Source organism: Mangrovimonas sp. ST2L15 (assembly GCF_001280515.1).
Classification (GTDB): Bacteria; Bacteroidota; Bacteroidia; order Flavobacteriales; family Flavobacteriaceae; genus Mangrovimonas; species Mangrovimonas futianensis.
On the sequence record NZ_LBIQ01000019.1, the window covers coordinates 84,221 to 101,600 of the forward strand.

Annotated in this window: 19 protein-coding genes; 5 read left to right on the plus strand and 14 right to left on the minus strand. The window is 34.1% G+C overall.

Annotated elements, in window-relative coordinates; all coding sequences use genetic code 11:
• The first annotated feature begins 50 nt into the window (after positions 1 to 50).
• Genes ZA07_RS02065 through ZA07_RS02080 form a run of 4 tightly spaced genes read left to right on the plus strand, consistent with a single transcriptional unit; the run spans position 51 to position 4,183 of the window.
• Positions 51 to 533 carry an acetyl-CoA carboxylase biotin carboxyl carrier protein subunit gene (locus ZA07_RS02065; protein ID WP_053970072.1) on the plus strand — a complete coding sequence of 161 codons (483 nt, stop codon included), beginning with the start codon at positions 51 to 53 and terminating at the stop codon, positions 531 to 533.
• A 33-nt stretch (positions 534 to 566) separates the two neighbouring features.
• Positions 567 to 2,006, plus strand: coding sequence for an acetyl-CoA carboxylase biotin carboxylase subunit (accC, locus tag ZA07_RS02070; RefSeq protein ID WP_053970073.1), 1,440 nt, complete (start codon positions 567 to 569; stop codon positions 2,004 to 2,006).
• 28 nt (positions 2,007 to 2,034) lie between these two features.
• On the plus strand, positions 2,035 to 3,576 hold the full coding sequence (locus ZA07_RS02075; RefSeq protein ID WP_053970074.1) for an acyl-CoA carboxylase subunit beta: 1,542 nt from the start codon (positions 2,035 to 2,037) through the stop codon (positions 3,574 to 3,576).
• 43 nt (positions 3,577 to 3,619) lie between these two features.
• Positions 3,620 to 4,183, plus strand: a complete 564-nt coding sequence (locus tag ZA07_RS02080) for a DUF1579 domain-containing protein (RefSeq protein WP_053970075.1) — start codon at positions 3,620 to 3,622, stop codon at positions 4,181 to 4,183.
• Positions 4,184 to 4,237: 54 nt separating this feature from the next.
• Here the strand turns inward: ZA07_RS02080 and treF are convergent, their stop codons facing one another.
• On the minus strand, positions 4,238 to 5,803 hold the full coding sequence (gene treF, locus ZA07_RS02085; protein ID WP_053970076.1) for an alpha,alpha-trehalase TreF: 1,566 nt from the start codon (positions 5,801 to 5,803) through the stop codon (positions 4,238 to 4,240).
• Positions 5,804 to 5,911: 108 nt separating this feature from the next.
• Between treF and ZA07_RS02090 the strand changes: the two genes are divergently transcribed.
• Positions 5,912 to 7,138 (plus strand): multidrug effflux MFS transporter, encoded by a 1,227-nt coding sequence (locus ZA07_RS02090; protein ID WP_053970077.1) that lies wholly within the window; start codon positions 5,912 to 5,914, stop codon positions 7,136 to 7,138.
• Between the two features lie 73 nt (positions 7,139 to 7,211).
• On the opposite strand, the gene ZA07_RS02095 is transcribed toward ZA07_RS02090, so the two are convergent.
• The 13 genes from ZA07_RS02095 to ZA07_RS02155 all read right to left on the minus strand — a co-directional run bounded on the left by ZA07_RS02095 (position 7,212) and on the right by ZA07_RS02155 (position 17,254).
• Positions 7,212 to 7,772 carry a YceI family protein gene (locus ZA07_RS02095; protein ID WP_053970078.1) on the minus strand — a complete coding sequence of 187 codons (561 nt, stop codon included), beginning with the start codon at positions 7,770 to 7,772 and terminating at the stop codon, positions 7,212 to 7,214.
• A 449-nt stretch (positions 7,773 to 8,221) separates the two neighbouring features.
• Complete coding sequence (locus ZA07_RS02100) at positions 8,222 to 8,980, minus strand: hypothetical protein (protein WP_053970079.1); 759 nt, start codon at positions 8,978 to 8,980, stop codon at positions 8,222 to 8,224.
• 127 nt (positions 8,981 to 9,107) lie between these two features.
• Positions 9,108 to 9,536: a hypothetical protein gene (locus ZA07_RS02105; RefSeq protein WP_197276687.1), complete on the minus strand. Its 429-nt coding sequence runs from the start codon at positions 9,534 to 9,536 to the stop codon at positions 9,108 to 9,110.
• 192 nt (positions 9,537 to 9,728) lie between these two features.
• Positions 9,729 to 10,226: a hypothetical protein gene (locus ZA07_RS02110; RefSeq protein ID WP_053970081.1), complete on the minus strand. Its 498-nt coding sequence runs from the start codon at positions 10,224 to 10,226 to the stop codon at positions 9,729 to 9,731.
• Positions 10,227 to 10,384: 158 nt separating this feature from the next.
• The gene (locus tag ZA07_RS02115; RefSeq protein ID WP_053970082.1) at positions 10,385 to 10,816 is read right to left on the minus strand and encodes a hypothetical protein; all 432 of its coding nucleotides are present in this window, start codon (positions 10,814 to 10,816) and stop codon (positions 10,385 to 10,387) included.
• Positions 10,813 to 11,181 (minus strand): hypothetical protein, encoded by a 369-nt coding sequence (locus ZA07_RS02120; RefSeq protein ID WP_053970083.1) that lies wholly within the window; start codon positions 11,179 to 11,181, stop codon positions 10,813 to 10,815. Before ZA07_RS02120 ends, ZA07_RS02115 begins: the two co-directional genes overlap by 4 nt.
• 82 nt (positions 11,182 to 11,263) lie before the next feature.
• On the minus strand, positions 11,264 to 11,776 hold the full coding sequence (locus ZA07_RS02125) for a hypothetical protein (RefSeq protein ID WP_053970084.1): 513 nt from the start codon (positions 11,774 to 11,776) through the stop codon (positions 11,264 to 11,266).
• A gap of 132 nt (positions 11,777 to 11,908) precedes the next feature.
• The gene (locus tag ZA07_RS02130; RefSeq protein ID WP_053970085.1) at positions 11,909 to 12,445 is read right to left on the minus strand and encodes a YcxB family protein; all 537 of its coding nucleotides are present in this window, start codon (positions 12,443 to 12,445) and stop codon (positions 11,909 to 11,911) included.
• 134 nt (positions 12,446 to 12,579) lie between these two features.
• The gene (locus ZA07_RS02135; protein ID WP_053970086.1) at positions 12,580 to 13,146 is read right to left on the minus strand and encodes a hypothetical protein; all 567 of its coding nucleotides are present in this window, start codon (positions 13,144 to 13,146) and stop codon (positions 12,580 to 12,582) included.
• Positions 13,147 to 13,288: 142 nt separating this feature from the next.
• On the minus strand, positions 13,289 to 13,708 hold the full coding sequence (locus ZA07_RS02140) for a hypothetical protein (RefSeq protein WP_053970087.1): 420 nt from the start codon (positions 13,706 to 13,708) through the stop codon (positions 13,289 to 13,291).
• An 81-nt stretch (positions 13,709 to 13,789) separates the two neighbouring features.
• Positions 13,790 to 14,032, minus strand: coding sequence for a hypothetical protein (locus ZA07_RS02145; RefSeq protein WP_053970088.1), 243 nt, complete (start codon positions 14,030 to 14,032; stop codon positions 13,790 to 13,792).
• Complete coding sequence (locus ZA07_RS02150) at positions 14,029 to 16,335, minus strand: ATPase (protein ID WP_053970089.1); 2,307 nt, start codon at positions 16,333 to 16,335, stop codon at positions 14,029 to 14,031. The genes ZA07_RS02145 and ZA07_RS02150 overlap by 4 nt, the downstream gene beginning before the upstream one ends.
• Before the next feature lie 25 nt (positions 16,336 to 16,360).
• The gene (locus ZA07_RS02155; RefSeq protein ID WP_053970090.1) at positions 16,361 to 17,254 is read right to left on the minus strand and encodes a restriction endonuclease; all 894 of its coding nucleotides are present in this window, start codon (positions 17,252 to 17,254) and stop codon (positions 16,361 to 16,363) included.
• Between the last annotated feature and the right edge of the window lie 126 nt (positions 17,255 to 17,380).

Consider the following 17,380-nt stretch of genomic DNA (forward strand, 5'->3'; position numbering starts at 1 on the left):
TACGAAAACGTTATAGATTGGTTATCTTTATCGCATTAAAAAATCAATCTATGAGTCATTTCAAAGTGTCAGTTAATGAAAATGAGCCCATCACCCTTACTTCTAAGGAACTAATGGGTTTAGACATTCATCCAATTACTGAAAACGAGCAACACGTTCTGTATCAAAACAAAGGATATCATGCTCAAATAAAAACTAAAGATTTCAACCACAAAGAATTTGAAGTAAAAATTAACAACAACTTATACAATGTTAAGATTTTCAACGAATTAGATGTTTTAATTAAGGATATGGGCTTTGAAGTTGGAGCTTCAAAATTTGTAAATGATATTAAAGCTCCCATGCCAGGTTTAATTTTAGATATTCAAGTTACCGAGGGAAATGAAGTTCAAGAAGGCTCCCCATTACTTATTCTAGAAGCCATGAAAATGGAAAATGTATTAACCTCTCCCCGATCAGGTATTATTAAATCCATAAAGATTAATAAAGGTGATGCTGTTGATAAAAACCAGCTCCTTATTGAATTTGAATAATCCAAAACGATCTCAAAACTAAAAGTTTCTTTCATGAAAAAAATACTAGTTGCCAATCGTGGTGAAATAGCCCTAAGGGTTATGAAAACCATTAAAAAAATGGGCATTAAAACGGTGGCCATTTATTCCACTGTTGACAGGCAATCTCCTCATGTAACCTTTGCTGATGAAGCCATTTGCGTGGGTGAAGCCCCGTCCAATCAATCCTATTTGCTTGGAGACAAAATTGTAAATATTGCAAAAGAATTAGAAGTGGATGCCATACACCCAGGTTATGGCTTTCTAAGTGAGAATGCTGATTTCGCTGAATTATGTGAAGCTAATGACATTGTTTTCATTGGTCCCAAATCCAAAGCGATAAAAGTGATGGGTAGCAAACTTGCTGCCAAGGATGCGGTTAAAGCCTATGACATTCCTATGGTACCTGGAATTGATGAAGCCATTACCGATGTTGAAAAGGCCAAAAGCATTGCCAATGATATTGGGTTTCCCATACTTATCAAAGCCTCGGCAGGTGGTGGTGGAAAAGGGATGCGAGTGGTGGAAAAGGCCAGTGATCTGGAATCCCAAATGAACCGTGCCATCAGTGAAGCTACTTCTGCTTTTGGAGATGGCTCCGTTTTTATTGAAAAATATGTTGCTTCTCCAAGGCACATAGAAATACAAGTAATGGCCGATACCCATGGCAATATCATTCACCTTTTTGAAAGGGAGTGTAGCATTCAAAGAAGGCATCAAAAGGTGATTGAAGAAGCACCTTCTTCGGTATTGACTCCAGAATTAAGACAGGAAATGGGACAGGCGGCCGTAAAAGTGGCAAAAGCTTGTGACTATGTAGGTGCAGGTACGGTAGAGTTTCTTTTAGATGAAAACATGAATTTTTATTTCTTGGAAATGAATACCAGACTTCAAGTAGAACATCCTGTAACAGAGCTGATAACAGGCACGGATTTGGTAGAAATACAAATTCGTGTAGCTCGTGGGGAAGAGCTACCCATAAAACAAGAGGACCTACAGATTAATGGTCACGCATTGGAATTAAGGGTGTATGCAGAAGATCCGCTAAATGACTTTCTTCCTAGTGTAGGGACCTTGGAAAAGTACCGTTTACCCAAAGGAGAACATATCAGGGTAGACAACGGCTTTGAAGAAGGTATGGATATTCCTATTTATTACGATCCCATGCTGTCCAAATTGATTACCTATGGCAAAAATCGTGAAGAAGCTATTCAATTAATGAAAGAGGCTATTTCTGATTATCAAGTGAAAGGCGTTGAAACAACCTTACCGTTCGGAACCTTTGTTTGTAACCATGAAGCCTTTATTTCAGGAAATTTTGACACCCATTTCGTCAAAAAATACTATTCGCCAGAGGCCATTCAAAACGAATGGAATCAAGAAGCTAAAATTGCTGCCCTTTTGGCCATAAAACAATTTGAAAAGGAAAAAACCATACTAAAACTACCTAAATAGGAAGTTCTAACAAGAAGAAAAAGATCCTATGGAAGATAAAATCAAAGATTTACAAGATAAATTAAGTTTAGCCTATTCTGGTGGCGGACAAAAACGAATTGACAAACAGCATGAAAACAAAAAACTAACCGCTCGTGAGCGTGTTGAGTATCTGTTGGATGAAGGCTCCTTTGAAGAAATTGGCGCCTTGGTAACCCATAGAACCAAAGATTTTGGCATGGACAAACAACAGTTTTATGGAGATGGTGTTGTTACCGGTTATGGTACCATTGATGGCCGATTGGTTTATGTGTTTGCCCAAGATTTTACAGTATTTGGTGGCTCGTTATCAGAAACCCATGCAGAAAAGATTTGTAAAATAATGGACTTGGCCTTAAAAGTGGGTGCTCCCGTCATCGGACTCAATGATTCTGGTGGTGCGCGTATTCAGGAAGGAGTTCGTTCTTTAGGTGGTTATGCCGATATTTTTTATAGAAATGTTCAGTCCTCTGGGGTTATTCCTCAAATTTCTGCCATTATGGGTCCATGTGCAGGAGGTGCCGTTTATTCTCCAGCAATGACCGATTTCACCTTAATGGTAGAAAATACAAGCTATATGTTTGTGACGGGACCTAATGTGGTTAAAACCGTGACGAATGAAACGGTAACCTCTGAAGAATTGGGAGGTGCTTCTACACATGCCACAAAATCAGGGGTTGCCCATAAGACCTCCTCTAATGATGTGGAGTGCTTGGAAGATGTTCGGAAGTTATTGAGCTATTTACCTCAAAACAACCAAGAAACACCACCCAAGCTGGAATATGTTCTTACCGATGAAATACGAGAACAATTATCTGATATTGTTCCTGACAACGCCAACAAGCCCTATGACATGCACGATGTTATTTCGGGGATCATAGATCCGGATTCGTTTTATGAAATCCATAAAGATCATGCAGAAAACATTATTGTAGGGTTTGCAAGATTAGGTGGCAAAAGCATCGGAATCGTTGCCAACCAGCCCATGTTTTTAGCTGGTGTTTTAGATGTCAACAGTTCGAAAAAAGCCGCAAGGTTTGTGCGTTTTTGCGATAGTTTTAATATCCCATTACTAGTTCTGGAAGACGTACCTGGATTTTTACCCGGTACCGATCAAGAGTGGAACGGTATCATTGTTCATGGAGCCAAATTACTCTATGCCTTTAGTGAAGCGACGGTTCCAAGAGTTACGGTTATTACCAGAAAAGCCTATGGAGGTGCTTATGACGTGATGAACTCCAAACATATTGGTGCTGATATGAATTTTGCCTGGCCAAGTGCAGAAATTGCCGTAATGGGTGCCAAAGGTGCTGCCGAAATTATTTTTAAGAAAGAAATCAAGGAAGCTGAAGACCATGATGCCAAATTGAAAGAAAAGGAAGCAGAATATGCTGAGAAATTTGCTAACCCTTATAGCGCTACCGAACGTGGATTCATTGATGAAGTCATCTTACCAAAAGATACCCGTCGCAAACTAATTAAAGCTTTTGCTATGTTGGAGGACAAAAAAATTGAAAGACCAACACGAAAACATGGTAATATTCCATTGTAAAAATCTGTATCTTTAGGGACAACAACAATTAAAGAAAACTAACATGAGAAACCCTTTATTTTTAATGATTGCCCTATTTATTTCTTTTTCAAGTTTTTCTCAATCGCCAGAGGAAATGAAAGCTTGGGAAAGTTACATGACTCCTGGAGAAGAGCATAAATGGTTGGCAAGTATGAATGGTCAATGGACTGCTACTGTGAAACAATGGATGGATCCTTCAAAACCACCAGTAGAGTCTAAAGCAACTACAGAAAACCGCATGCTTATGAATGGTTTGTATCAAGAATCAACCCATCGAGGAAACATGATGAATATGGCATTTGAGGGTCGAAGCATCACAGGTTTTGACAATTCAAAGAAAATGTTTGTTTCCACCTGGATTGACAACTTCGGAAGTGGCATTATGGTGATGGAAGGTATTTTTGTGGAGCCATATCGTGTACTTGTTTTAGAAGGAACCATGGTTGACCCTACTACAGGAAAAGATTTAAAGGTGAAAGAAGTCATGACGTTTGTCTCTAAAAACTCCTATAAGTTTGAAATGTATATGGATATGGGAGGCGCTCAGATAAAAACCATGGAAATAAATTATACAAGGGAGAAATAAAATCCCATTTTAATATTTAGAAGCTCCTATTTTCTGAAGAATTTAGGAGCTTTTTTATTTAAGCTTCCCTTTAAATGCCAAATAAACCCCATTACTCCATCCAAAACCGTCTTGCAACGGATACTCTCCCCCTCCTGCTTCAATATCCAGATTTTCAACATGGTACTTTTCAACAAACTTCCCCGAAGTTCTAAAAACCTTTTCGTTTAAATTTACCCACCGACTCATAATCTCGTTGGCCAACTCTTGATGCCCATAATTTTCTAAACCAATAACCGTAATCCATTGTAATGGTGCCCAACCATTTGGTGCATCCCATTGCTGCCCTGTGTGTTTTAATGTGGTCACCAAACCTCCCTCCTTTAAAAAATGAGCCTCTATAAAACGTGCTACCCTATCTGCTTGATTTTGATTTGCCATTTTAGAAAACAAAGGATACACCATGGCTAGTGATAAGCGTCCTGTCTTTTCCTGGGTTTTCCAATAAACATCTTCAAACACTCCTAGGGAGTCATTCCATGAAACCTCGTTCAAATACCTTAGTCTATTGGCTTGGTTGGTTTTTAATTGATTGATGAATTCTGCATCTTCACTTTCATAAGCTGAGCATAAAATGGTTTCCATTTTAAACATCAAAGCATTCAAATCAACTGGTAAAATTTCTAATATTTCTATAGTTTGCAACTCTTGATTGTCTTGAAACCATCTGGAACTATAGTCCCATCCTGATTCTGCTCCCGCTCGCAACTGTCTGTAAAGGTCTCGATTAGGGAAGTCCTTTTGTAATGAATAATCTTCCCTGAATGATTCTTGTCTGGGTTTGTTATAAATATCATAATAACGATTCATCAACCCATATTCTGTCTTGACGACATGCTGATATGTTTTTTGTACCGAGTCATGTGCCATCCAAAATTGATATTCCTTTTTAAGAGCTTTTCTATATTTCTTATAAACTGACGCTCCGTTTTTTTGAGCCAATAATTCTACCATGCAAGCAAAAAAAGGAGGCTGTGACCTAGATAGGTAATACGTTCGGTTGCCATTAGGTATAAACCCAAATCGGTTAATGAGATAACTAAAATTATCCAATATATCTTCTATCAAATCCCAATGACCACTTTCTACTAATCCCAGCATGGTAAAATAGGAATCCCAATAATACACTTCCCTAAACCTTCCTCCCGGAACAATGTAAGCATTAGGTAAAGGAATCAGACTGTTTCTTAAACCAACTGAGTCTTTCACTTTTGTCAAAACAGGCCATAATCTTTCAATATGCTCTGAGGCTGAATTTGTAGTGTCTGTTTTAAAATGAAGGTCATTGACTTTTGGAACCTCAAAATATCTAGCTACAAAGGATTCTAAATTAAAATGGCTATTAGTCTTTTCCTCTTGGTACGCCTTAAGAATAGCATCATAAGAATCAAGCGCTGTGGCGTCAACAAAGGTTTTACTGTCGGGAAATATTTCGGCTAATTGTATTTCTACAAACAAATCCCCCAATTGTTGTTCTGGAAAAACCAATTCGGCGGAAGGACTAGTTGCCTTTTTGGATATGTTTTGTTCCTCCTTGCAGCTCAGAAAAAGAAAAAAGGGAATCCAGATGAGGTATTTCATGATCTTAATTTCTTTGAAATTACGGTTTTTTGTTAAACAACTGTGAAATTTACTGTTCGTACTTTAACTACAACGTTTTCTCTGAATTGGTTGCTTTACTTTTGTGGCATGCAAAAGCTTACCCAGAAACTCTCAGAAAAGAATATTAACATCGAATTTATTGGCTTAATGGCTTCCTTGATGGCCATTGTAGCCTTAAGTATCGATGCCTTATTACCGGCGTTGCCAGATATTGCTTCAGATTTAAACGTCCACGACCCTACTCAAAACCAAAAGCTTATTACCATGATTTTTTTGGGTTTGGGGTTTGGCCAACTTATTTTTGGACCGCTCTCTGATAGCTTTGGAAGGAAACCCATCATTTACACCGGGTTCACCATTTTTGTTTTGGCGAGTATTTTATGCGTCACCACCAATAGTTTTGAGTGGATGGTCGTGGGAAGAATATTTCAAGGGGTGGGATTGTCTGCTCCTCGTACGATCAGTATCGCTATGATTAGAGACACTTACCGGGGTGATTTTATGGCTCAAGTGATGTCTTTTGTGACCATGATATTTATTCTTGTTCCGGTAGTAGCGCCAACCATAGGGCAATTAATGATTACCTTTTTTGATTGGCATTCCATATTCAACCTCAATTTAATTTATGGTTGTTTGGTCATTTTCTGGTTTTGGAAGAAACAACCAGAAACCTTAGCTCGGGAAAAACGCATTAAACTGTCACCCAAACTATTTTTGAACGGGACACGCGAATTCTTTAGATACAAAGATGCCGTGGCCTACACTTTTGTTTCTGGGTTGATTACGGGATCCTTTATGGTGTACTTAAGTACCTCTCAGCAAATTTTTGAAGAACAATATCACACGGCTGAATTGTTCCCTTATATTTTTGCCAGTTTGGCTATTTCCATAGGGTTTTCAACCTTTTTCAATAGCGCCTTGGTTCTAAAATTTGGAATGAAACGTCTAGCTACCGTTTCTACGATAGGGTTTAGTGTTATATCGCTCTTGTTTGTTCTGATCTTTCACTCTGGAGTGAATCCTCCCCTAGCTGTGCTGGTGCCGTTTTTTGGACTGCAGTTCTTTGCTATTGGTTTTATATTTGGGAACCTACGTTCTATGGCGATGGAACCTATCGGACATATTGCAGGTATTGGAGCAGCCATCAATGGTTTTATTTCAACTATTATGGCGGTGCCCATTGCTAACTACATAGGGAGTTTTGTGAATGATAGTGTGCTTCCGCTTTTTATTGGTTTTTCCATTTCGGGGGTACTTTCCCTGGTGTTAATGTACATGGTAAGGCATGTAAAACATCCTGAACCTGAAGCATAAAAAAGTCGGTTGACTTTATAAGGAATCAACCGACTTGAAACTAACTAATACTTAAACTTAGGGATTTAAAAGATTAGAATTGTAAATCTGCAACGATATCAAACTCATCGTAGATTACTTTGTCTTTTAAGTTTCCGAAAAAGCTAGAAGAACCATATCTTACATCATACTTACTTCTATCTACTTTAACGCTAGCACTTGCTTTGCTTCCGTAAACAGATAAGTCAAAAGTAATGGGATGTGTGGTTCCTTTTATGGTTAAGTCACCAGTTACTTCGTAAGAGTTTTTACCTGTAGAAGTCACTTCGGTGAAAGTTAAAGAAGAGGTTGGGTACTTTTCTACACCAAAGAAATCATCACTCTTTAAGTGACCATCTAATTGGTCTTTGTATTCTCCAGACAAATCAGTTGATCCGATAGAAGTCATATCCATTACAAAGCTTCCTCCAACCAATTCTTCACCATTGAATTCTAAGTTACCAGATTTTACGGCAATGGTACCTTCATGAGCTCCGGCTACTTTATAACCTTTCCATACTACTTTACTTTCTTCTGCTTTAATCATCTTTTTTTCTTTTTTAATAGGATTTGTAATTACTGCTAAAACTAAAACTGCTGTTGCTATTAATTTCATGGTTATCTTTTTTGTTTGTTATTGATGGTACAAAGATCCCGCAGATGCCCCTATTTAAAAATGAAGTAGATTATGAAATGAAGTTAAACTAGTTTAACCTGTGAGGTGTTTTTGGTCAAACTTGTTTGGAATATGTTGGTTTAAGCACCTCTTTTTGAACCTATTGTATAGACAACTAGGTTTCCGACTCTATTTCTTGTTCTCGATACTCCTTTTGCTTATTTCAATCGCAAAATGCACTCGAACTGACAGCAGGTTATCAAAATACACGCTACTTGATCCATTGCGTATCGATGCTTTAAAAAGGGTTTTGACCCTAACTCACCCGAACTCACCCGAATATGACCCGACGATGACCTGGTGTAAAATGGGTAAATAAGTTTGGCTTTGTAAGTAGTGAAATAGATTGTTTATTGGCTTTTAACTTAGGACTTTGTTGTAATTGGTATCTATTTAAGGTTTTTTAATTTTATTTCTTGATTGATTCGGAAAGTTAAAATATCTGATAATTCATTTTTGTCCAACTTTCCTTTTACAAAAAATGTTAAATCAGTCTGTTGATTTAAAAACACTCCTTTATTATTATCAAATTGAAAAATAGTATTCCCGTTAACAAAGACTGTCAAAGATTCTACATTAGGGTTTTCAATGGAATGTTTTTTAGAATTAATTGTACCTGAATAAGTATTAAGTCCATTTTCAGATTTAGTTTTGACAATAACATTTTCCACTTCCAACTCTATAATATCATTAATCAAATTAAAGGGGATTTTGAATTTTTTAGTAATTGATTCACCTGTTTTAATTTCTTCCAAAATTACTGGGAAGAGAATATCTTTTATGGAGGTAGCCTCCTCTGAAATTTTACCTTCTATTTTTCCTTGATTAGTGTAGTTTTCAAAAATAACATCATCTTTCAAATCAATTTCGTCAAATGTAGTAACAGAGTCATTTACTTTTTCAATAATCTTTTTATTTATAATAACTAAGTCTGCATGTGTACTATCGATAATATCAACGATAAGGCTTGCAGAAACTTTCACTCCATTTTTTTGATTTAAATAGTTCACTTCATTTGTAGCTGACATCGAAAAATCATATTCGATTTTATCATATTTCTTGAAATTCCATTTATTATCTTTTTTAGATAGTTTAGTTCCTGAAACTAGGATCAAAAAAATTAAAGGGTAAAAATATATTTTATTCATATTTGGGTATTAAATACAAAGGTTCGTAGAACCTCCAGTTATCGGTTTAGTTTACTTTGTTTTTCAATTTAGAACTAGCGAAGCATTCCAATCGGAATTACTGTTATTGATTGTTCTCAGGTGTTTTTCATTCACATTTATGCAATTCGGAATAGTATTTAAACGGATTGTGTTTAACATATTCTTTTCCACTTATCGATGCGCAGAACTTTTCTTTATCCATTTCTATTATTAATTCCAAATATTCAATAAATTCCTCAGCAAATTCTCCATCTGCAAAACTGATTAATTTTAAACTCGGCAAATAAAAATTGTTATTTTTTTCGGAAGACACTTTCTCAAAAATTAGACGAGTAGTGTCATAGAAAAAGTCAGTTTTAGCCAATTTGTGGTCAGGTCCAGTTGTTCCGTAATAAATGTGAAATTCAGCATTATTTTCAGGAACTAATTTTATTAAAATGGAATCAGGTATTTCCTTTTTCTGTAAATAATATTCTGAAGCAGTATTTAAATTTTTTTCATAATCAGTTTGACTCCATTTTTTTAATTCAGTCATATTATTAAAAGTCAGAAGTGAAAGAATGATTGCAATTTTCAAAGTCAATATTTTACTCATAGGTTTTTCTCAAATGTGCTAAAACGTTCATGGCTAAAGCAAGTATGGTGAAAATTTCCGCTTAGCTGTGGGTCGTGATAAAGGGAATAGAAAGTATGGATGTGTCAAATTAAACGCCAAAACGTGTTGGATCTAGTCTTTGTTATAGGTCCTTTTTAATTTTTCAGTTTGCATGTGAATACAATCTGAAATTGTTAAGTTGAGAATGGAAACTCTATTTTTCCCTTTTTTGAATGCCAAATAAAAGCTGCGCCACTGTTTTGGAAAGAGTATTCCTGAAAGGGCAAAGAGTAGGCAATAAATGCTATAATTTCCATTTCCAAGTAAATACATTTGCATTCTGATTTCCTCAAGTGGAGACATTCCGTATCCCAGTATTAAATGTTTTAAATCATGGTTTTCAAACTTTGGTATTACATTTAAATGGTACTTCTTAAGCATCCCATAAATATCATAACCGACTGTACCTTCCTTACAACTTTGTAACTCTACCATATGTTTTTCCATCTCATTTTTGAATAAGAATTGAAGAGGTTTAATAACTAACCATATCTTTAAACCTTCAACACAGTTTTCACGAATATTTAAAGGAGGTAACTTTTGGTTCTGCGCAACATTAATACTAATCATATTTTCTTTTTTTAATTATATACAACGATGATAGATAGGTTTCGTTTTGGAAAAATCCGCAGGATCTTTTCCTCTGTGGAAGAAAGATAACAAAATGCGGTGAATTCAGTTTAGGAATTCAGCTGTAACGAACCATGGATATTGTTAAACACAGGTTTTCAATAATTTTCAGTCACGAATTCTAATTGGTCAGAATCCATTAAATAATTGTATGTTCCGTTTATTAATTCCGCTTTATGTATGTCAAAGTCAGGATTTTTAATCCTAAATACTCTTACACGTCCACCGTTTCCTTTAAAAGCCCATTCATATAGATGTATTTTAATCGTGTTTTGATTGTCCCATACATAAACTTTATTCCAAGATTCATCTATGATTCCATATTCATCAAAATCGGTTGTTTGTCCTAATTCGCTAGTATCTTTACAACGAAAAATAATGTCTCCATCCTCGACTTTTTGATGGAAATAAATCAAATCTCCATATCTATCTTCCTCGTCCATTAGAAAGAGTCCAAACGTTATTAGTCCTAAAATTGCGACAATGACTATTCCTAAAACTCCTAGAATAATTTTTAGTGTTCTACTCATTCCAAACTATTATTTTTAATGAGCGAGTCCATTTCGGCTTCATATTTTTCTCGCCAATCTTTGCCATTTCTATTATTCAGATATTTTTCAATTTCAGTGTTGTATGCCTCAATTCCATGTAATTGAGGTGCCGTTACAACACAACCAACATTTGATTCATGAAATCCGTATTTTTCTTTAAGTCCAATGCAAGGAACTCCACAAGGATATGAAGATATTCCAACCATAGCAATTCTTGGAGATTCACGCCAAATGTCAATTTTTGCGGTCAAATAATTAAATCGGTAAAAAAATCCTAATTTCCAAAATAAAATTGCGACTAATAAAATTCCAATTCTGATTGTTATTTTCTTTTTGCTTTTCATTGGTCAAGCTTGTGTACAAGGGTTTATGTATAGTTATTGCCTGAATAAGCAAATTTATTATACACCTTGTTAGCCAACGTTATTAATCTATGTGGACTATTTTACTATGTCTTGATTTTTTAGCATCGATAGACTCATCCTTTGGACTATGTAGTACTCTTAAAGTTACCTCATCGCTTGGTTTAATGGTTAGAATAAACTCTTTACTTTCCACTAAATATGTAGAAATCAAAGTTCCATCCGAATTTAAGTTTGATAAAAACTTTTTAGATTCCATTTGTTGAATTAACTTATCTAAATCTCTTTTTTTTGCAATGACAAAAATCTCCTTGGTTTTATTAAAATAATATAACCACATTGGAGCAGTATTCAATTCAGCATTAAAGTCATATGTGTAAATTGATGCGTCATATTTTTCGTTTAACTGGAAAAATGTAAAATCATTTTCTTTTGTTAGCCAGGTATTTGCTTCCTCTTTTGGTAAATCTGATAAAAATTTTAAGCCATCAATTGTTAAAGCATTAGAAACATTATTTTGAGCTGTTAAATTGATAGTCAAAAAAGAAACAATTATTAGAATTATTGATTTTTTCATGTTGGTTTTTTTAGGTTTCCTAACGGTCTCTTCTAACCGTAAGTTTTGGGTTTAGTTAATTTTTTTTTCGGTTTAGCACTAGCGAAGCAATCATTTCGGAATTGTTGTTTTACATTGTTGCCATTAGTGTTTTTATTTCCATCTCCAATTCAGTTCGTCAATATATTCTGCTCCTAACTCGGTCACACGTTTTTTAAATTCCGTTTGATTTTCAATTGAGTGTTTTGGGACGATCAGAGATAAATCAGTTGTTAATTTTATGAAGAAATGTTCTTTTGTTTCTATCAGTTCTTTGATTTCAGTTCCGTTTAATTTGGTTTCAGATGTAAAATCTTTGGCATTGATAGAATTTTCATTAATGTCAATTTGCACAGGCTTATTTATCCGGTTTTTATAATTTTCCTCAACGTGTTTTTTAAAATGATTTTTATATCTCCTTTTGGAATATTTTGGATAGAATATAAACCACAGAATTGCTGTAATTCCAAAAACTATAATTCCAATGTAATTTTCATCCCTTTTGGTTAAGTATAATCCATATACTAAAAAAAGAATTGGTCCTATAATTCTATAATTCCTGTGTTTCTTTTTATGTGATTCAGACTTTGAAGACGCATATAGCTGATATTCTAAAAAATCTGAGTTTGTAAGTTCGTATTTTATGTTCATTAAGGTATTAATGGTTTGTGCATAAAAAATTTCGGTTTTGTGCGCGAGGATTTTGCTACGCCAGTTCGCACTTTGTGCTCGTGTCAGAATTAGGCGAAAACAAGGAATTACTTATCCGTTGTTCTGCATATTTTTTATTCCTTTTTAAAGAATGTTTTCACTTCTGAATAATAATCCTCCCCGTATTGTTGATAGAATTCTCCATTAGGTTTTATTATTAAAAATCCGGCACAGTTTTGATGCTCTGTAAAAACATTCTTATAGAAAAAACCAGAATCCAATATAAATTCATCCATTTGTTCATAAATTTCTCTATTGTAAGAATCATTCGTATAAACAAAAAAGTCAATTGCATTATAATCAGAACTCATTCTTGATGAAATACTAATTCTGTTTTTGGTCACTTTTCTATTGTCATTTTTGTTGAATCTAACATTTATACAATTTGGCGCTTTTTGGTTATAATTTATAAGAATAGATTTATTATCAGGAATTGTGGTTTTTAATTCTTCTTCCAGATTTTTAATCAATTTATCGTATTCAGTTCGGTTTAGTGTTCCAGAGTAAGCTACTCTACTTTTTTTGTATTTAGAATTGGAATGAGTATTTACTTTTGTGTTATTTTGATCTTTATTAGCTCCACAGGAGGATACTAAAATTAAGAAAATAATATAAGCTCCTTTTTTTAATATTTCATTCATAGATTTTTGTTTGGTCAAATTATGCACAACGTTTTTTTATTGGCTTTTTTCAGTTAAGCTTTTGAGGATTTTGCTACGCCAGTTCGCACTTCGTGCTCGTATTGGACGTAGTCGAATCCGCCGTAATTGCGGTTATACATTGTTAGCATACGTTTTTTATTTCGTTCAGTTCATTTATTATTCTCGGAAAAGTGGTTGGGTCAATTTCAAATTCCACTTTTATTAAATCAGAATAGTCGTTTTGATATGGACTTGATTTCCTTATTTTTAATTCAACGGCTAAATGTCCAAGATTGTCAATATTCCGAAATCTTATGTAAAATTCGTCGGGACTCATACTTTCAAGTTTTTCGTCGCCAATTCTGGTTTTTTCCAATTCAGTCAACTTTTGAGTAAAAGATTCCAAATCCGTTAACGCAATCCAAATTGGACGAGTGAATTCCGCATTAAGCTCTTCAGTCAGAATATTAATGTTCAAAAGATAACTCGGATAATTTACAAGTTCTGAATCAGATATATTCAGTTCTATTTTTCGAGTTCCTATTTCGTTTTGTATCGTCATTTCTCAAATGTATGCTAACGGTGTGGCTATGCGCAGTGTCCCGCAGGGCATTGCGTATAGGTTTTGTTGGCAGTTGTATTTTTATTTTTCTTCTTCTCCTTCATCAGGTTCTTCCTCAACAAAAATTTCGGATACTTCATTGAGCATTTTCTTTAAACTTTCTTCTTCTTCCTCTGTCATATTATTGAACTCTGTATCTTCAACAGAATTATTTTGAAGCAACTGCTTAATCATTTCTGAATAAGTGAAATCTATGGCAACAGTACCTTGTTGAATCTTTACAGTAATTTCATTGTTTTCTTCTTTGTTGAATATTAATTTCATGCTTCACTAAATTTTTTAAGGTTATATTTTTTCACCCTCTTTTTTATCGAAGATTTTCCTCCATCTGTTATTGCTGCAATATGATCTACTACTGGAATTCCTTCTATGTGACCTTCTAAAGGACTAGACTTGATAATTAGTTTATTGCTTTGATTTCTGCAAAGTATAACGTTTTGAGCATCTGCGAGCATAGGAATCGTTGCATTATGTGAGACAAGGATAATCTGCTTCTTCATCTTTATTTTTTTTACTGCTTCAACTAATCCTTTGTTAATATAATTGGTGGCTAGATTATCCTCAGGTTGATCAATAATTATTGGAGCACTGTCTTTGTCATACCCTAGAATAATGTCTAGTATAACTGAAGTTTTCCATCCCGGGCTTAACTTATCAAACTCTCTTCCGTCTTTGGTGATTATTTTATATTTCTTTTTATTCAATTCCTCAAAACTTGAGTATATTTTATTTTCAAAATCATCATAATCATAAACCTTTGGTTTTCTTTTCATGAAATTTGATTCAAAAAGTAGTTCAGGTGTGAGAGATTTGAAATCTGAAACTTTTGTTCTCAAATAACGATTAAGAGACTCCACAAACTTCTCTTTATTGAGAACAAAATCATTTTCGATATATAGCTTATGCCCCATTGATTCAATTTCCTCTGAATCAAAATTTAAAGAGTAAGTAGCAATAATATTTAATGTTTTGTGAAATTTACGATAAGCTCTAACGTACTTTTTAAGGGACTCTTTAAGTTTGACAAAGTTTTGGCTTTTCGATTGTTCTTCTTGATTACTATGCTTTAATAGTCGATTGTAATCCTCTTGGTTTTGCTCCAAAATGGATCTAACCAATTTTTCCTTTTTAGATATTTTTAGAGCACTTGTTAATTCAGATTTTAAAACTTGAATGCTATCTGAGTCATGTTGAATGAATGGAAATCCACTTAGAAATTTATCAATATTATCAAGACTTTGAATAAATTCGTCATATTCACCTTTTGAAAACTGTATTTTTTCTAATTCTAATTCAGTGGGCTGAAGATTGTTATAAATATTCGTTTCTAAATTGTCACGAGTTATAAGTCTAGATATTATTGGAATAGTAAGCAATGTTTTGCTTTCCTCTTCAATAGTTTTGACATTTTTAATTAATTCCTGAATGTTTGATTTGAATCCTCTTAAGCCATTATTGATGCTCTTTTTAATTTCATCATCACCAGGAAATACCCGTTTGATAATATCAATGTTTTCGATTTTATCCTCACTGATATTATTAACAACACTCATTATGTAATTTTGAGATAGATAGTGGGGAGTCATTCCAGAAGGATTGACAATATTTATTTTATCAATTTCATATTGGTCATAAACCGATTCTTCTGTGTTGTTATTCAAAGATTTCACTATCGATTCGACTAATAATGTTTTACCGCTAGATGAACCTCCAATTATAACATTAAGTCCTGATGAAAACTCGACATCAATCTCAATGTTTTCTCTACTATGGTTAACTGATTGTATATTCTCTGAAAAGTATTTAGGTTTAGTAGGCGAGTAAATTAATCTTGATCTTTCCGATAAAGAAAGTCGAAGACCATTAAAAGTAGGTTTTGCAAGCATCCAAGTTGGATTGAATGGTTGTTTGTCTTTTCCGTTTGGATAAATAGATGGATTATAGTTGTCACTGCATGTTACAAGATTTACAAAATCATTAATTCCAAGTTTTTTGAAATATTCTTGAGTTTTCTCTAATCCATTATCACCTCTTGCGGTAAAACCTTCAAAATGATTGTAATAAACACTTTTCTCTAATGTACTATCTAATTTTGTTTCTTTCGATATGGATGTATTGAAGGTTGCATGAGATTGTCCACCATGTGGTAATAGCATGAATTCATATGAATCGAACTTGTTAATTACGTCTTGAATTGAAGGGATATTTGGGTCAAGTTTTTCTACAACTTTATTTGGATATAATGCATCCAATCTTTTGTTAATATCATCAATAATTTCCCCATTGATTTCTTTTAGGTCAAAATAAATGTGACAATGATAGGCTGGTCTTTCAGGGTAATTTTTAATGTGTAATTCAACTCCAAGAATCAAATTGATGCCCTTTTCAACAGCGTTAAGGTAAACAGGTTTGTTAACTACATTGTGATCAGTAATTGAAATCAAAAACTCTGATTTTCCATTAAACTCATAGATTTTTTGAACCAATAAGTCTAAGTCATAATCTTTATTCAAGTTATTAGGGTCTTCAGAAGTATGAATATGTGTATCTAGATATATTGGGTTCATTTATTTAGTTGTTTTTCAATGTGTTTTATGGCATTCCGAATAAATCCCACCCTTCGTTATATTCTGGTATTATTTCTTCAGTTTTTAATGTTTCAGTGCGGATTTTGGACGATATTTCAAACATGTCAATTAGGTCATTAAAGTCCTTTAATTGCAAATCAATTTTTCCAATTTCGACAATTTCATTCTGAGAAATCAATTTAGCTTCTTTAATTGCTGTAGCAGAGAATTTTTTTCTTGTTGAAATAATAAGCCCATTTGGAATTTGCCTAGCAAGTAATGTTCCACCAACTTCTCGAACGACAGAAACAGCTTCAGAACCTTTTTTCTTTTCTCTCCATTTAACTTGAATAAGAACTTTTTCATTTTCGCTTCTTAAAGCCAATGCATCAATACCTCCATCTTTTACTCCTCCAATTACTTTTACATCACAATCAAGGTAATCCTTCAAAACACTTGGCAAAAGCTTCTCAGCTTGAGAAGGAGTCAAATTATAAAGCCTTTCAATGTTCTGATTCAAATGATTTATTAAAAGTTCTAATCTTACTTCATCAGGATTTTGTAAAAAACTCAGTCGCCCTAGATTTGCACGAGTATTTGTTGGACCTCCCGGTCGTGTTCCTCGTCCTCCCCAATAAAAACAGTTTCTACATACATAAACAATTCCTAAGTCATATTTCAGTTTCAATTCATCCATTTTCGTTCTACAAAAAGGACAACTTTTGAATTTTAATAAACGGAAAACTTCCTGTTCAGCAATGGAGTCATATTGACCACCTACAAACTGACTTTTAATCTCTGGTTCCCAGTTCTGATCAATCCATTTAAAATTTGGCTCATCTTTTATAGGGTCAATTTCATTCCTGATATTGAATAAAAACTCTTGTTCAAATACTGGAATTCGTAATTTATCTCTCATTTATTTGTATTACTGCCAACGGTCTCGGCTATGAGTAGTTGCGTGGGTTAGCACTTAACTTTGCAAATACACACAAAACTGAAAATCCGCGAGGATTTTCAGAAGTAGGCGAGAACAAGCAATTAC

Excerpts from the sequence above, each read along its gene's own strand:
- ZA07_RS02125 (WP_053970084.1), bottom strand. The coding sequence starts at position 11,776 with ATGAAAAAATCAATAATTCTAATAATTGTTTCTTTTTTGACTATCAAT.
- ZA07_RS02155 (WP_053970090.1), bottom strand. The coding sequence starts at position 17,254 with ATGAGAGATAAATTACGAATTCCAGTATTTGAACAAGAGTTTTTATTC.
- ZA07_RS02105 (WP_197276687.1), bottom strand. The coding sequence starts at position 9,536 with ATGACTGAATTAAAAAAATGGAGTCAAACTGATTATGAAAAAAATTTA.
- ZA07_RS02095 (WP_053970078.1), bottom strand. The coding sequence starts at position 7,772 with ATGAAATTAATAGCAACAGCAGTTTTAGTTTTAGCAGTAATTACAAAT.
- ZA07_RS02140 (WP_053970087.1), bottom strand. The coding sequence starts at position 13,708 with ATGACGATACAAAACGAAATAGGAACTCGAAAAATAGAACTGAATATA.
- ZA07_RS02080 (WP_053970075.1), top strand. The coding sequence starts at position 3,620 with ATGAGAAACCCTTTATTTTTAATGATTGCCCTATTTATTTCTTTTTCA.
- ZA07_RS02100 (WP_053970079.1), bottom strand. The coding sequence starts at position 8,980 with ATGAATAAAATATATTTTTACCCTTTAATTTTTTTGATCCTAGTTTCA.
- treF (WP_053970076.1), bottom strand. The coding sequence starts at position 5,803 with ATGAAATACCTCATCTGGATTCCCTTTTTTCTTTTTCTGAGCTGCAAG.
- ZA07_RS02065 (WP_053970072.1), top strand. The coding sequence starts at position 51 with ATGAGTCATTTCAAAGTGTCAGTTAATGAAAATGAGCCCATCACCCTT.
- accC (WP_053970073.1), top strand. The coding sequence starts at position 567 with ATGAAAAAAATACTAGTTGCCAATCGTGGTGAAATAGCCCTAAGGGTT.
- ZA07_RS02075 (WP_053970074.1), top strand. The coding sequence starts at position 2,035 with ATGGAAGATAAAATCAAAGATTTACAAGATAAATTAAGTTTAGCCTAT.
- ZA07_RS02135 (WP_053970086.1), bottom strand. The coding sequence starts at position 13,146 with ATGAATGAAATATTAAAAAAAGGAGCTTATATTATTTTCTTAATTTTA.
- ZA07_RS02115 (WP_053970082.1), bottom strand. The coding sequence starts at position 10,816 with ATGAGTAGAACACTAAAAATTATTCTAGGAGTTTTAGGAATAGTCATT.
- ZA07_RS02110 (WP_053970081.1), bottom strand. The coding sequence starts at position 10,226 with ATGATTAGTATTAATGTTGCGCAGAACCAAAAGTTACCTCCTTTAAAT.
- ZA07_RS02150 (WP_053970089.1), bottom strand. The coding sequence starts at position 16,335 with ATGAACCCAATATATCTAGATACACATATTCATACTTCTGAAGACCCT.
- ZA07_RS02090 (WP_053970077.1), top strand. The coding sequence starts at position 5,912 with ATGCAAAAGCTTACCCAGAAACTCTCAGAAAAGAATATTAACATCGAA.
- ZA07_RS02145 (WP_053970088.1), bottom strand. The coding sequence starts at position 14,032 with ATGAAATTAATATTCAACAAAGAAGAAAACAATGAAATTACTGTAAAG.
- ZA07_RS02120 (WP_053970083.1), bottom strand. The coding sequence starts at position 11,181 with ATGAAAAGCAAAAAGAAAATAACAATCAGAATTGGAATTTTATTAGTC.
- ZA07_RS02130 (WP_053970085.1), bottom strand. The coding sequence starts at position 12,445 with ATGAACATAAAATACGAACTTACAAACTCAGATTTTTTAGAATATCAG.